The following is a 13,821-nucleotide window of genomic DNA, read 5'->3' as shown; positions in this document are numbered from 1 at the left end:
CGCGGATCGCGCGCCGAACCGCACAGGCCAGGGCTTCACGCCAGGCACCGGCGACCCCACACTTCCCCCATGAGCGACGAAACCGACACGAAGCTGGTGGCCGGGCTGTGGCAGGTGGTGGCCGCCCATGGCTGGCACGGGGTGACGATGCGCCGCATCGCCGCGGCCAGCGGCGTGGCGCCGGCCGAGATTCGGCGCCGCTGCCCCGGCCCTCTGGCGCTGCTCGGCCTGCACGGCCGGGTCACCGACCAGGAGGTGCTGGAGGGCACGATGGCCGATCCGACCAGCACGGCGCGGGACCGGCTCTTCGACGTCATCATGCGGCGGATCGACGCCATGCAGCCCCACCGGGCGGGCGTGCTGCGGCTGCTGCAGGATGTGCGGCGGGACCCGCTGCTGGGCCTGGTCCTGCTGGCGTCGCTGCCGCGCTCCATGGCCTGGATGCTGGAAGCGGCGGAGATCAGCACGGCCGGGCTGCCGGGGCTGGCGCGGGCCAATGGGCTGACCGCGGTGTGGCTGGCGACGATCCGGGCCTGGGAGAAGGACCCGAGCCCCGACCTCGGCGCCACCATGGCGGCGCTGGACAAGGCGCTGGATCGGGCGGAGCAGGTGGCGCGGAGCTTGCGCTTGCCTCCGATCTAGAGCATTTTCAAGCCAAGCGGGATCGCTTGGCGACTCGGAAAATGCGAGAAAACAAAAGACTAGAGCGGTTCCGCGCTGACACGGTCAGCGTGAAACCGCTCTAGGTGTTGAGGAGGGCTCTGCCCTCCTCAAGCTCCCCCCGCCAAAGGCCGAAGGGCCTTTGGAAACCTTGAGTTCAGGCCCGAGGGTTCAAAGGAGGAGGGCAGCGCCCTCCCTCAGTGTCCTGCGTTGGCGCCCGAGAAATCCGGCACCGCCAGCCCCGAGGCCTGAATCTGCTCGGAAAGCTGCGCCTTCAGCCGCTCCAGCCCCGCCTCGCTGCTCGCCTCGCAGCGCGCCACCAGCACGGCCTGGGTGTTGGAGGCGCGCAGCAGCCACCAGCCATCCTCGGTCAGCACGCGGACGCCGTCCACATCCTGCACCCGGGCGCCGGCGGCGGCGAGGCGCTCCTTCACCTCCTTCACCACCTCGAATTTCCGGGTCTCCTCGCAGTTGAAGCGCAGCTCCGGCGTGTTGATCACCTGCGGCAGCGCCGCCCGCACCGCGGCGAGGGAGGTGGAGAGCCGCGCGACGATGCCGAGCAGCCGCACCGCGGAATAGGGCGCGTCGTCGAAGCCGTACCACTTGTCGGCGAAGAAGATGTGGCCGGACATCTCGCCGGCCAGCGGCGAACCGGTCTCCGCCATCTTCGCCTTGATGAGCGAGTGGCCGGTCTTCCACATCAGCGGATTGCCGCCGGCCTTCGCCACCTCGTCGAACAGCACCTGGCTCGCCTTGACGTCGGCAATGATGGTGCCGCCCGGCTTGGACTTCAGCACGTCCCGCGCCAGCACGACGAGGAGCTGGTCGCCGAACAGGATGTGGCCCTCATTGTCCACCACGCCGATGCGGTCGGCATCGCCGTCGAAGGCGATGCCCAGATCGGCGCCCTGCTTCGCCACCTCCGCGATGAGTTGCTCGAGGTTCTTGGCCACCGTCGGGTCCGGATGGTGGTTCGGGAAGGTGCCGTCCACATCGCCGTTGATGACGGTATGCTCGCCCGGCAGCTTGCCGGCCAGCGCCTTCGTCACCTCGGAGCCGGAGCCATTGCCCGGATCCCAGACCACCTTCAGCTTGCGGTCGCCGCCATCATAGTCGCGCAGCACGCGGGCCACGTAATCCTCGAGGATATCGACCTTCTCGTCCGAGCCCTCGGTCGCCACGGGCACCACATCGCCCTCGGCGGCCATGCGGCCGATCTCCTGGATCTGCGCGCCAAAGAACGGCTTCTTGCCCAGCATCATCTTGAAGCCGTTGTAGTTGGGCGGGTTGTGGCTGCCGGTCACCATCACCGCGCCATCGGTGCCGAGCTGATAGGCGGCGAAGTAGAGCATCGGCGTCGCCACCAGCCCGACGCGCAGCACCTGCAGCCCGCAGGCGCGCAGGCCGGCGACGAGCTGCGGCTCCAGATCCGGGGAGGAGAGGCGGCCATCATAGCCGACCGCCACCTTGCTGCCGCCGGCACGCGCCACCAGGCTGCCGAAGCAGCGGCCGATGGCGAAGGCATCCTCCGGCCGCAAGGTCTCGCCGATGATGCCGCGGATGTCGTATTCGCGCAGTACCGTCGGGTCGAAATGGTGGGTGAAGACGGTCATTTTGTGTCTCCCCGGCGGCGCCTTCAGGGACGGCCGATCGATTGGTAGCGGAAGCCGGCGGCGCGCATCGCCTCCGGGTCATAGACATTGCGCAGGTCGAGCAGGACGTCGCCCGCCATCGCCGCCTTCAGCTTCTCCGGCGAGAGGGCGCGGAACTCGTTCCACTCGGTCAGCAGCACCAGCGCATCGGCGCCCTTCGCGGCCTCCAGCGCGGAGATGCAGAAGGTCACGGCGCCGGGCAGGGCCTGCTTGGCATGGGCCGGCTGCGGGTCGAAGGCCCGCACCGTGGCGCCGGCCTCCACCAGCCGCGGCACGACGATGAGGGAGGGCGCGTCCCGCATGTCGTCCGTCTCCGGCTTGAAGGTCAGGCCGAGCACGGCGATGGTCCTGCCGGCGACGCTGCCGCCGCAGGCGGCGATGACCCGCTCCGCCATCTCCGCCTTGCGCGCCTCGTTCACCGCGATGGTGGCCTCCACCAGCCGCACCGGCGCGCCGTAATCCTGCGCCGTGCGGGCCAGCGCCAGCGTGTCCTTGGGGAAGCAGGAACCGCCATAGCCTGGGCCGGCATGCAGGAACTTCCGGCCGATCCGGCCATCCAGCCCCATGCCGCGCGCCACGTCATGCACATCGGCGCCCACCTTCTCGCAGAGATTGGCGATCTCGTTGATGAAGGTGATCTTGGTGGCGAGGAAGGCGTTGGCGGCGTACTTGATCAGCTCCGCCGTCTCCAGCCGCGTCGCCAGGATCGGCACCTCGATGAGGTTGAGCGGGCGGTAGAGCCGGCGCAGCACCGCCGCGGCGCGCTCGCCGGAAGGTCCCTCCTCCACCCCGATCACCACGCGGTCCGGCCGCATGAAATCGCCGATGGCGCTGCCCTCGCGGAGGAATTCCGGGTTGGAGGCGACGCTGATGGCAAGGTCCGGCCGGACGCGGCGGACGATCTTCAGCACCTCCTGCCCGGTGCCGACCGGCACGGTGGATTTCGTCACCAGCACCAACGGGCCGGAGGCGGCCTTCGCCACCTGCTCGGCGGCGGCATAGACATAGGTGAGGTCGGCATGGCCGTCGCCGCGCCGGGTCGGCGTGCCGACGGCGAGGAAGACGGCATCCGCCCCCCGCACCGCCTGCTCCAGCTCGGTGGTGAAGGTCAGGCGGCCATCCCGCGCATTCTCCTCCACCAGCTTGTCGAGCCCCGGCTCGTAGATCGGGATGCGGCCGGCGCGCAGCGCCTCGACCTTGCCGGCATCGGTATCCACGATGCAGACATCCGTGCCGAATTCGGCGAAGCAGGCGCCGGAAACCAGGCCAACATAGCCGGCCCCGACCATGGCAATACGCATAACCCGACCCCTCGGCCTAGAGCATGTTCCGGAGCGACGGGCAGGACGGCCCGTCGTCTCCAGCATGCCGCCAAAACATTTGCCTGAACCTTTCGGCCGGCGCCAGGGCGGGCTTCAGGCGTAGCGCTTGAGGAATTCCCGTACCGCCGGCGCCATATCCGGGCGGCCCAGGGCGAAGGCGATCTGGGCCTCCAGGAAACCCGCCTTGTCGCCGCAATCGAAACGGCGGCCAGTGTAGCGCAGCCCATGGAAGGGCTGGCTGCCGATCAGCTTGGCCATGCCGTCGGTGAGCTGCACCTCGCCGCCGGCGCCGCGCTCCATCTTCGAGAGATGGCCGATCACCTCCGGCATCAGCACGTAGCGGCCGATGATGGTGAGGTTGGAGGGCGCCTTGTCCACCGGCGGCTTCTCCACCAGCCCCTTGACGGAGACGAGCCGGCCCTTGTCCTCCGCCACGTCCAGCACGCCGTAGCGGTTCACCCGCTCCCGCGGCACTTCCTCGATGGCGACGACGTTGCCGCCGGTCTCCCGGTAGGCCTCGGCGAGCTGGGCCATGCAGGGCGGGTCGCACTGCATCAGGTCGTCCGGCAGCAGGATGGCGAAGGGATCGTCGCCGATGAAGGCGCGGGCGCACCAGATGGCGTGGCCGAGTCCCATCGGCACCTGCTGGCGCACCGTCATCATCGCGCCGGGCTCGATGGAGAGGCTGCGCAGCTCCTGCAGGATCTCGTCCTTGCCGCGTTCGGCGAGCGTGCGCTCGAGCTCATAGGCGACGTCGAAATGCTCGACGATCGCGGTCTTGCCGCGGCCGGTGATGAGGCAGAACTGCTCGATGCCGGCGGCGCGGGCCTCGTCGATCGCATACTGGATGAGCGGGCGGTCGACGACCGGCAGCATCTCCTTCGCCAGCGCCTTGGTGGCCGGCAGGAAGCGGGTGCCGAGGCCGGCAACGGGGAGGACAGCCTTCTTGAGCGGCTTGATAGGCAAGCAAAACCTCCTCGATCTGGTGGCCGACCCTCATCGGCAGGCAGCCCCCGGTGCAGTGGGACGCGCGGTAGAAGTGCCACGCCGCCGCGGCACCGGGCAAGCGGCCCGGCACCGCGGTCGCCGCGAGCAATAAGGGCTATCCGCCAGGGAAAAACGTCAAATTTCGGGTAAGGCGGTCACCTCATCCGGAATGACCGTCGGTGACCGTGCCGGCAGGGCCCGGCGCATCGGCGATGCCGGGGGTGCCGCCATCCGAGGTCGGCGCGGCTTCGGGCCGGAGATGCCGGTCCGAGACCACTTGCCAGCCCTCGGCGTGGAGGCGGGACAGGGCTTCGGCATGACGGTCCGTGCCGTGGCGTTCCACCACCACGCCATCGGGGGCGAGGAGGTTGGTGCCGTAATCATCGGTCTCGATCACCCGGCGGTCCGGACCCTGGGCGAGGATGGTCTGGCGCATGGGGCGCTCCTTCTTCTGGATGCCGGAGGGAACGCGGCGGGCCCGGGGCGGTGCCCATCTTCGGGCCCCGCTACAGACCCAGATCGACCCAGATGGCGGCGTGGTCGGAAGCCGCCTCCTCCTCCCGCGCGATCGTCGCCAGATGCGGGAAGAGCGTGCCCCAGGTGCCGCCCCAGACGCCGCGCCGCTCCACCCCGGCTGCCTGCACCCTGTCCCACAGCCCTGGCGAGAGCAGGATGTAGTCCAGCTTGTTGGCCGCGGTGCCGTTGCGCCAGGTGCCGGGGCGGCCGTCATCGCGGTAGTTCGGGTGCCGGCTGACATCGCGCGGCCCGCCATCGCCGAGCAGCGGCGCGAGCGGCGGGCTATCCGGCCGGTCGTTCAGGTCGCCCAGCACGGCGACGAATTCCACCCCTGCCTGCAGCCGTGCCTCGTAGATCGCCCGGACCCGCTCCGCCTGGGCCCGGCGCCTTGCGTCGTTCTCGGCCCTGGCGCCGTAGCCCTGGCTCTTGAAGTGGTTCACCAGCAGGTGCAGCCTGCCGCCGCTGGGCAGCGCCACCTCGTAATCCGCGCAGTCGCGGCTGAAGAGCAGCCCGCCTTTGGCGTCGCGGTCATCGACATGGCTGGAGACGGAGCGGATGGCGAAATCCTCCGTCGCCATCAGGCCGACATCGATGCCGCGATCGTCATTGCCGTCCACCAGCATCACCCGGGGATAGGCGAGCGATGGCGCCTCCGGCGCATCCTCCTCGGCGAAGTCCACCCCTGGCAGCAGGAGGCTGGCGAATCGGCGCAGCGCCGGGCGGCTTTCCGCCTCCACCACCGCCAGCAGGTCGGCCCGCAGCAGGGCGATGATGCGGGCGGTGTTGTCGATGGCGACGGCGTTCACCGGCTCCGTCTTCAGCTCCACCCAGCCGACCCAATCCTCCCCGCCGGTGGCGGTGATCTCCAGCTTGCCGCCCTTGCGCTGGCGCAGCCGGCCGCGATTCTGCCGCAGGATGGCGTCCTTCGACTCGTCGGCCCTGCCGAGGCCGAGCACCTCCAGCCATTTCGCCATCTTGCGGCGGTCGGTCGCGGTATAATCGGGCTTGCGGAAGGTGGCGTTCAGCCCCGCCTGGGCTTCGAGCAGCCGCTTCGTGGCCGCACGGTCCATGAGGTTCAGGGCGCGGGCGCGCTCGAACAGGTTTTCCACATTGTAGCTGGCGAGCCGCATCCCGGCCTCCCCTTGGGCCGGTGGAGCCTAGGCTGCCGCAAGCGGCGCCCGGATGACATTGCGGTGGCGGTTGCACCGGCCAAACTCGGGGCGGGGTCCGAGGGGAAGCTTTCCCCCCGGCGGGAGTGCAGAGGGCGGCGCCCTCTGCCGGGGGCTGACGGGGGCGGAGCCCCCGTCCTTTCATCTCATCGGCCGCGGGTCAGGAAGGCCGGCGCCGAGTCCCGGAAATCCCCTTCGCGCCAGCTCCGGTCCTTTCGCCCGGCCTCGGCCGCCGGCCGGCGCCGCGTGGCGTCGCCGCCTGCCGGCTTCGCCGCCGCCGGCGCGCCGCGCCCGCCATGGTTCTGGCCCTTCGGCGCCTGCCCCTGGCGGTGGCCGCCGCCCGGCGCGCCACGCCCGCGGCCATGGTTCTGGTGCCCGCCGCGGGCCGGCCGCACCACCGCCATCGGTGCCTTGGTCAGCGACCCGCTCTTGTCCTCCCGCCGGTCCTCGGCCGGCACCGGCTGGCGGATCAGCTTCTCGATCGCCCAGAGCTTCTCCAGGTCGTCGGCGCAGACCAGCGCCACCGCCTCGCCGCTCGCCCCGGCGCGCGCGGTGCGGCCGATGCGGTGGACATAGGTCTCCGGCACCTCGGGCAGGTCGTACTGCACCACATGCGTCACGCCATCCACGTCGATGCCGCGCGCCGCGATGTCCGTCGCCACCAGGATCGGCGCCTGGCCGGACTTGAACTCCGCCAAGGCCCGCTCGCGCTGCCCCTGGCTCTTGTTGCCATGGATGGCGTTGGCCGAGAGTCCATCCTGGTCGAGCTGCTTCACCACCTTGTCCGCGCCGTGCTTGGTGCGGGTGAAGACCAGGGTGCGGCCGACGCCCTCGCCGCGCAGCAGCTCGGCCAGCAGGATGCGCTTCCGCGCCTGCTCCACATGCAGCACGCGCTGCGCCACGCGCTCCGCGGTGGTGGCGACGGGCGCTACCTCCACGCGGGCCGGGCTGGTCAGCATCTCGCCGGCCAGCTTGCCGATCTCGCCCGGCATGGTGGCGGAGAAGAACAGGGTCTGGCGCCCGGGCTGCTCGCCCTTCGGCCCCGCCGGCACCGCCCGCAGCAGGCGCCGGATGGCGGGCAGGAAGCCCTTGTCCAGCATCTGGTCGGCCTCATCCAGCACCAGCACCTCGACCCGGTCCAGGCGCGCATCGCCGGCATCCAGGTGGTCCTGCAGCCGGCCCGGCGTCGCCACCAGGATGTCGATGCCCTGGGCCAGCGCCCGGCGCTGCGCGCCATGCGGCACGCCGCCGAAGATCACCGCGACCGAGAGGCCAAGATGCTTGCCATAGGTGCGGAAGCTCTCGCCGATCTGGCTGCAGAGCTCCCGCGTCGGGGCCAGCACCAGGGCGCGGCAGCCGCCGCGCGGCGGCCGCCCGCCACGTCCGGTCAGCCGGTGTAGCACCGGCAGGGCGAAGGCCGCGGTCTTGCCGGTGCCGGTCTGGGCGATGCCGAGCAGATCCTGCCCGGCCATGACGAGGGGAATGGCCCGCGCCTGGATCGGCGTCGGGGTGGAGTAGCCGGCCTCCTCCAGCGCGCGCAGCAGCGGCGCGGCAAGGCCGAGTTCTGAAAACTGGGTCACCAATCAATCCCGATCACGCGGCGCCCGGCCCTTCGGCCAGTGGCTGCCGCGGGGTTGCTGAGGCGGAGACCCCGCGTGCCTGGGTCGATCCGGAGGGGAAGAGCATGCGCGGCCCGACAGTCCGTCCCGCCAGGACCGCCCGGGGCGCCATCCGCGAAAGCGGGAACGCGCTGCCAGGGAAGCCGCGGGGGCCGCTCACGCGGCCGGGGCGCCACCGGGGCATGCGCCGCCGGCCCCCCGCACATGCGCCTTCGCAGTCGCGGAATCAAGCGCAATCGGCCGGAAGACCGGACGGGGCTTGCAGTCCTGGGTTGTGGATGCAATCTCGGTGGCAGTCCAAGAATTACGATAACACCATGACCGCTTCGCCCAGCCTCGTTGTCTATACCGCAATTCTCGGGGGCTATGAGCCGTTGAAGGCGCAGCCGGCGCGCACCGGCTCCGCGGCACGCTTCCTCTGCTACACCGATGACCCGAACCTGGCGGCCGAAGGCTGGGAGATCCGTCCCGTCACCCCGCTGCTGCCGCAGGATCCGGTGCGCAGCCAGCGCTGGCTGAAGCTCTCGCCCGAATCGCTGCCGGAGGTCGCCGCCGCCCGGGTCTCGCTCTACATCGACAACACGGTGCGGCTGGAGGCGCCGCCCGAGGCGCTGGCGGCGATCATGCCGGAGGAGGCGGCCCTGGCCCTGGCGCCGCACGGCTTCCGCCGAACCGTGGCGGAGGAGTTTCAGGCGGTGCTCGCCGCCGGGCTGGATGAGCCGGTCCGGGTCATGGAGCAGTATCTGCACCTGCTGGCGGAAGCCCCCGCCCTGCTGGAGGAACGGCCCTGGTGGGGCGGGCTGATCCTGCGCCGGCACGTCGTCCCGGGTCTCGATGCGGCCATGGCCGCCTGGCGCAGCCTGGTGCTGCGCTATTCCCGGCGTGACCAGCTTTCGGCCAATCTCGCCTTCCACCGAACCGGGCTTGCCGTGGCGGCGCTGCCGCTCGACCTTTTCGCCTCCCCCTACCATAGCTGGCCGCATGCCGAAGGACGGGTGGCGCGGCAGCAGGCCTTCGGGGCGCTCGGCACCCTGCCGCCGCATCTCGCAGCGCAGTGGGACGGGGTGCTGGCCAGCGCCCTGCTGCCGGCGGAACTGCCCGGCCTGCGCCAGCGGGTGGCAGCGCTGGAGGCGGAGCTGCATGGCATGCGGCAGAGCCGCTCCTGGCGCCTCACCGCGCCGTTGCGGGGGGCGATGCGGATGCTGCGGGGGGAGAAGCCGTCATTCCACTAGTGTCTTCAGTGGCCTGCTGATCCGCTGCGTTCGTGGGAAATCCCACGCACTTCGCGGGCAGGACACTAGGCGGCGCCGTGCCCGCTGCCCGGCGCGGACTGCCTCCCGCGGGGCACGCTACTCCAGGCGGATGCCCTCGGCCCGGATCACCTCCGCCAGCTTCATCCGCTGCTCCGCGACGAAGGCGCCGAGCGCCGCCGGTCCCGCCGCCGCCGCCTCCATGCCCAGCAGCTCCAGCCGCGCCTGCACCGCCGGATCGGCCAGCCCGACCTGGGCGGCCTGCGCCAGCCGGGCGATGGCCGGCTCCGGCGTCCCGGCCGGGACGAAGAGCGCCAGCCATTCGGTCACGGCGTAGCCGGGGAAGCCCTGCTCCGCCACGGTCGGCACCTCCGGGAAGGCGGCGAGGCGGCGGGCGGAGGAGACGGCCAGCGCCCGCAGCCTGCCGTCCCGCACCAGCCCGGCGGCGGCGGGCACGGTGCAGAAGGTGGTCAGCACCTCGCCGGCCAGCACCGCCTGCACCTGCTGCGGGCTGCCGCGATAGGGCACATGGGTGGCGGCGACGCCCGCCTGCCGCAGCAGCGCCGCCATGGCCAGGTGCACCGCGGTGCCGATGCCGGAGGAGGAATAGGTGCCGCCCCCTTGGCGCAGCCGCGCCAGCAGCCCCGCCAGGTCGCGCGGCCCGTCCTCCGCCCGCACCAGCAGCAGTGCCGGCGCCACGCAGAGCTGCGTCACCGGCGCGAAGGCGGTGGCGTAGTCGAAGGCGAGGCCTCGCAGCAGGGAGGGGTTGGCGGCCTGGGAGCTGGCATCGCCGAGCACGGTATAGCCGTCCGGCGCGGATTGCGCGGCAGCGGCGGCCCCGATGCTGCCGCTGGCGCCCGCCCGGTTCTCGATCACCACCGGCTGGCCCAGCGCGGCCTGCATCGGCCCGGCCAGCAGCCGCATGACGGCATCCGTGCTGCCGCCGGCCGGCCAGGCGACCAGGATGCGGATGGGGCGGCTGGGCCAGCCGGGCTGGCCGCGGCCGGGGCGGGGGAGGCCAGGGGCAAGGGCCAGGGCGAGGCCGGCGCGGCGGGGCACGGGCGACATGCGGGCTCCCGGAATGCAGCGGAGGCACAGCATGCCAGGGCGCGTCCGCAGGCGGAACGGCCAGCCGGTGCGGAAATGGCCGAACCGGGCGGGAATTGGCGGATTCTTAACCAGCCGCGGTGAATTTGGCGCGATGCCCGGCGGCTCCGCCCTGCCGAAGCGAATTGCGGGGGTAGTCCTCATGTCCGAAGCAACGCCAGGCGCCGCGGCACCGCCCCGCCGGTGGCGCCTGGCCTGGCCGTGGCGGTCGCCCTCCGGGATGCGGCTTCCCGGCGCTCTGCTGCTCGGCCTCGCGATCCTCGCCGGCGGCACCCTGTTGTTCAACCGCGGCGCCGATCGCTGGCTGCTGCGCCAGGATGCCGAGGCGGCGGCGCTGCGCTGGGCGGCGGAGTTCAACGCCGCCCTCGGCGAGGCCCTGCCGGCGCTGCTGGCCGGGCAGCCGCCGGAGGCCGCGACGCTGGCGGCGCTGCAGCGCCATGGCCGCATCGGCGACGTCTTCCGCTTCCGGCTGTTCGATGCGGCGGGGCGGCCGGTCTTCGCCTCGGACGAGCCGGCGCCGCCGGCGGCGGAGCTTGCCGCGCACCGGCGCGACGGCACGCTGGCGCGGCGTCTGCTGGCGGGGGCGACGCATGTGGAGATGGCGCATCGCCGCCATCCCGGCGACCCGACCTTCTATGCGGAGGCCTATGTGCCGGCGCTGCATGCGGGAAGGCAGGTCGGCGTCATCGAGGTCCATCTGGACCGCGCCGGGCAGTACGCGCTCTACCGCCGCACCTTCACCATCGCCGGAGCCGGCGCGCTGCTCCTCATGCTGCTCGGCGCCGCCCTGCCCACGCTGGTGGCGATCCGCGGCAACCGGGAGCGCCAGGATGCCGAGGAATGGGTCCGCTTCCTCGCCCAGCACGACCCGCTGACCGACCTGCCCAACCGCGCCCGCTTCGCCGAGGCGCTGACCGCGGCGCTGGCCCGGGCGCGGCGCGACGGCTCCCTGGTCGGCGTGCTGACCCTCGACCTCGACGGGTTCAAGGAGGTGAATGGCACCCTCGGCCAGGCGGCGGGCGACGCGCTGCTGCGGCGGATGGCGGAACGGCTGCAGCGCATGACCCGGGCGGAGGATACCGTCGCCCGCCTCGGCGGCGACGAATTCGCCGTGGTCCAGGTGGGGCTGGAGACGCCGGCCGATGCCGGCCATCTGGCGGAGCGGCTGCTGGCGCTGCTCGCCGAGCCCTATGAGCTGCCGGGCGGCCAGCGGACGGGCTGCACCGCCAGCATCGGCATCGCCATCGCCCCGGCGGATGGCGAGGATGTGGAGACGCTGCTGCGCGGCGCCGCCGCCGCGCTCTACCGCGCCAAGCAGGAGGGACCGGGCACCGCCCGCTGCCTGGAGCCGGGGATGGACCAGGCCCTGGCGGCGCAGCGGAAGCTGACCCAGGATTTGCGCCTGGCGGTGGCGGACGGCGCCTTCGACCTGGCCTTCCAGCCGCTGCACACCCTGGCCGATGCTCGGCTGGTGGGGTTCGAGGCGCTGCTGCGCTGGCCGCACCCGGAGCGCGGCCTGATCCCCCCGGCGGATTTCATCCCCCTGGCGGAGGAGACTGGGCTGATCGTCCCGCTCGGTGCCTGGGTGCTGCGCCGCGCCTGCCGGGAGGCCGCTTCCTGGCCCGGCAAGGTGCGGGTGGCGGTCAACCTCTCCCCGGCGCAATTCCATGACGGCGCGGCGCTGGTCCAGACGGTGCGGGACGCGCTGGCGGCGGCCAACCTGCCGGCGCAGCGGCTGGAGCTGGAAGTGACCGAGGGTCTGCTGGTGCGCGACCCCGGAGCCGCTCTGGCGATCCTGGAGGAGCTGCGGAAGCTTGGCTGCAGCATCGTCATGGATGATTTCGGCACGGGGTATTCCAGCCTCGCCTATCTCTGGCGCTTCCCCTTCGACAAGCTGAAGATCGACCGCTCCTTCGTCGCCGGGATGAGCGGGGAGCCGAAGGCGGCGGCGATCGTCGCCACCATCGTGGCGCTCGGCCACAGCCTCGGCCTGGCGGTGACGGCGGAGGGGATCGAGACGGTGGGGCAGGTGGGGGCGCTGAACGCCACGGGCTGCGAGCTGGGCCAGGGCTACCTGCTGGGCCGCCCGATGCCGGCCGAGGCGGCACGGGAGCTGAGCGAGCGGGTCAGCGCGCCGGCGGCGGAATAGGGCGGGACAGGAGGCAGGTCGGGGGCCTGTCCGCGCGGCATCGAGGGAGGGTCGAGCGGTGACCGCCCAGGAGTTCATCCCTCGAACCTAAATCCCACACCGGGGTCCGGGGGGGCGGCATGACCGGCAGGCACCGGCTGGGGGGTGGGGGCGAAGCCCCGATTTCACCTTGTGGTTCTTCGCAGTTCGGAAGCGCCGCCCATGCAGCAGCGCCCCCACTCTTCCAGCCCGGCCGCTCGCCAGCGCGGCGCCATCCCGGCCCGGGCCCGCAGCTTCCCGCGCGCCGTCTCCATGCGCACCGGCACCAGCCGGTACTCCGGCCCCTCATAGGCGGCCAGCCGCGCCAGGGCGGTGGGCAGGACGGGCAGCACCGCTCCCGCCACCACCGCCCCCGTCCGCGGCACCAGGGTGGGGTAGGGGGTGCCGCGCAGCGCCACCCGGGCGAAGCCGCGCAGCCAGGCCGGGCGCAGCCGGCGCCCCAGCCCCTTCTCCCCAGCGCAGCGCGCCAGCACCGCCGGGTCCAGCAGCGTGCCGTAGAGGAAGAGGATCATGCACACCGCCGCGGCGCTTGGCCCAGCCTCATGCCTCTCTCTGGGCGGCGGCAGGGCCAGGTCGGTCGGCAGGCGGAGCAGACGCGACTGCCGCCGCCGCCGCCACCCGGCCGCCATGCGCCTCCACCAGCCCCCGGGCCAGGGGCAGGCCGAGCCGGGCGGTGGCTCGGCAGGGTCGCCCGAAGCGGGTCTCCGGCCCCCCGGGGCTGGGAGGCCTGCGAGCCGGGCGCGGCAGTGCATGCGGGGCCTAGCACTACCTGGGCGGAAACGACCAAAAATTCAGCAAATTCAGAGTGGTGCGAAATTCAGGCCCTGGCCGGCAAGCCACTGATTTCGCCGCGGAATTTTCGTTTCTGCCCAGGTAGTACTAGAGCATGCCGCGTTCGCTTGCGCTCACGCAGCAGGCTCCAGGCCGTTGTTTTGCGAGCATCTTCACGCGTTCAGATGACTCCATCTGAACGCGATCTGCTCTAGGCCCCTGGCGGCGGGGCCATGGCCCGGCGGGGGCGGAGGCGCGGCGGGCGGCATGCGGTAGTCTCGGGCTGCACGGGATGCCCAGGCCGGGTCGAATCCCGCGGCACGACCCGGAAGGATTGCGGCGCCGGGGGCGGCGCCCCGGGCAGCCTGCCGGATGCCCCGCGCCGCGGGGCCTTGCGATGGTTGGCAGGCGCCGGGCCGAAGGCGCCCGGCGCTGCGGATCAGCTTCCGCGTCGCGTGGCGCGGGACTGGGCGGGACGCGGCGTCTCCGCCCGGGTCGGGCGGCTGACCCGGGTGTCGCCCTGCTCGATCCGGGCGGGGCGGCCGGCCGTCATCCGCAGCAGGGTGCCGCGGGCGGGGAC

Annotated in this window: 11 protein-coding genes; 3 read left to right on the top strand and 8 right to left on the bottom strand. The window is 72.3% G+C overall.

The genetic code is table 11. The features are described 5' to 3' along the window. The first annotated feature begins 69 nt into the window (after window positions 1–69). Entirely contained in the window at window positions 70–642 is a 573-nt protein-coding gene (locus NJ376_RS10475) for a TetR family transcriptional regulator (RefSeq protein ID WP_252953192.1), read from the top strand. Window positions 643–857: 215 nt separating this feature from the next. Here the strand turns inward: NJ376_RS10475 and pgmG are convergent, their stop codons facing one another. The 6 genes from pgmG to NJ376_RS10445 form a co-directional block, all read right to left on the bottom strand. Continuing rightward, window positions 858–2,273 (bottom strand): phosphoglucomutase/phosphomannomutase PgmG, encoded by a 1,416-nt coding sequence (pgmG, locus tag NJ376_RS10470; RefSeq protein ID WP_252953190.1) that lies wholly within the window; start codon window positions 2,271–2,273, stop codon window positions 858–860. Window positions 2,274–2,296: 23 nt separating this feature from the next. Further along, window positions 2,297–3,613, bottom strand: coding sequence for a UDP-glucose dehydrogenase family protein (locus NJ376_RS10465; RefSeq protein WP_252953189.1), 1,317 nt, complete (start codon window positions 3,611–3,613; stop codon window positions 2,297–2,299). A 114-nt stretch (window positions 3,614–3,727) separates the two neighbouring features. Continuing rightward, the gene (galU, locus tag NJ376_RS10460; protein ID WP_252953188.1) at window positions 3,728–4,600 is read right to left on the bottom strand and encodes a UTP--glucose-1-phosphate uridylyltransferase GalU; all 873 of its coding nucleotides are present in this window, start codon (window positions 4,598–4,600) and stop codon (window positions 3,728–3,730) included. A 181-nt stretch (window positions 4,601–4,781) separates the two neighbouring features. Continuing rightward, window positions 4,782–5,057 (bottom strand): hypothetical protein, encoded by a 276-nt coding sequence (locus tag NJ376_RS10455; RefSeq protein ID WP_252953187.1) that lies wholly within the window; start codon window positions 5,055–5,057, stop codon window positions 4,782–4,784. A gap of 70 nt (window positions 5,058–5,127) precedes the next feature. Further along, window positions 5,128–6,267 carry an endonuclease/exonuclease/phosphatase family protein gene (locus NJ376_RS10450; RefSeq protein WP_252953186.1) on the bottom strand — a complete coding sequence of 380 codons (1,140 nt, stop codon included), beginning with the start codon at window positions 6,265–6,267 and terminating at the stop codon, window positions 5,128–5,130. Window positions 6,268–6,452: 185 nt separating this feature from the next. Next, entirely contained in the window at window positions 6,453–7,886 is a 1,434-nt protein-coding gene (locus tag NJ376_RS10445) for a DEAD/DEAH box helicase (RefSeq protein WP_252953185.1), read from the bottom strand. A gap of 356 nt (window positions 7,887–8,242) precedes the next feature. On the opposite strand from NJ376_RS10445, the gene NJ376_RS10440 reads away from it, so the two are divergent. Further along, window positions 8,243–9,157, top strand: a complete 915-nt coding sequence (locus tag NJ376_RS10440) for a hypothetical protein (protein ID WP_252953184.1) — start codon at window positions 8,243–8,245, stop codon at window positions 9,155–9,157. A gap of 117 nt (window positions 9,158–9,274) precedes the next feature. Here the strand turns inward: NJ376_RS10440 and NJ376_RS10435 are convergent, their stop codons facing one another. Beyond that, a complete protein-coding gene (locus NJ376_RS10435) occupies window positions 9,275–10,243 on the bottom strand; it encodes a Bug family tripartite tricarboxylate transporter substrate binding protein (protein ID WP_252953183.1) in 969 nt (322 codons plus the stop codon). A 259-nt stretch (window positions 10,244–10,502) separates the two neighbouring features. Between NJ376_RS10435 and NJ376_RS10430 the strand changes: the two genes are divergently transcribed. Further along, window positions 10,503–12,431, top strand: coding sequence for a putative bifunctional diguanylate cyclase/phosphodiesterase (locus tag NJ376_RS10430; RefSeq protein ID WP_252953182.1), 1,929 nt, complete (start codon window positions 10,503–10,505; stop codon window positions 12,429–12,431). Window positions 12,432–12,595: 164 nt separating this feature from the next. Here the strand turns inward: NJ376_RS10430 and NJ376_RS10425 are convergent, their stop codons facing one another. Beyond that, on the bottom strand, window positions 12,596–12,982 hold the full coding sequence (locus tag NJ376_RS10425) for a gamma-glutamylcyclotransferase family protein (RefSeq protein WP_252953180.1): 387 nt from the start codon (window positions 12,980–12,982) through the stop codon (window positions 12,596–12,598). Window positions 12,983–13,821: the final 839 nt, after the last annotated feature.

Source organism: Siccirubricoccus soli, assembly GCF_024178315.1.
Taxonomy (GTDB): domain Bacteria; phylum Pseudomonadota; class Alphaproteobacteria; order Acetobacterales; family Acetobacteraceae; genus Siccirubricoccus; species Siccirubricoccus soli.
This window is presented reverse-complemented; position numbering and strand designations above follow the sequence as displayed.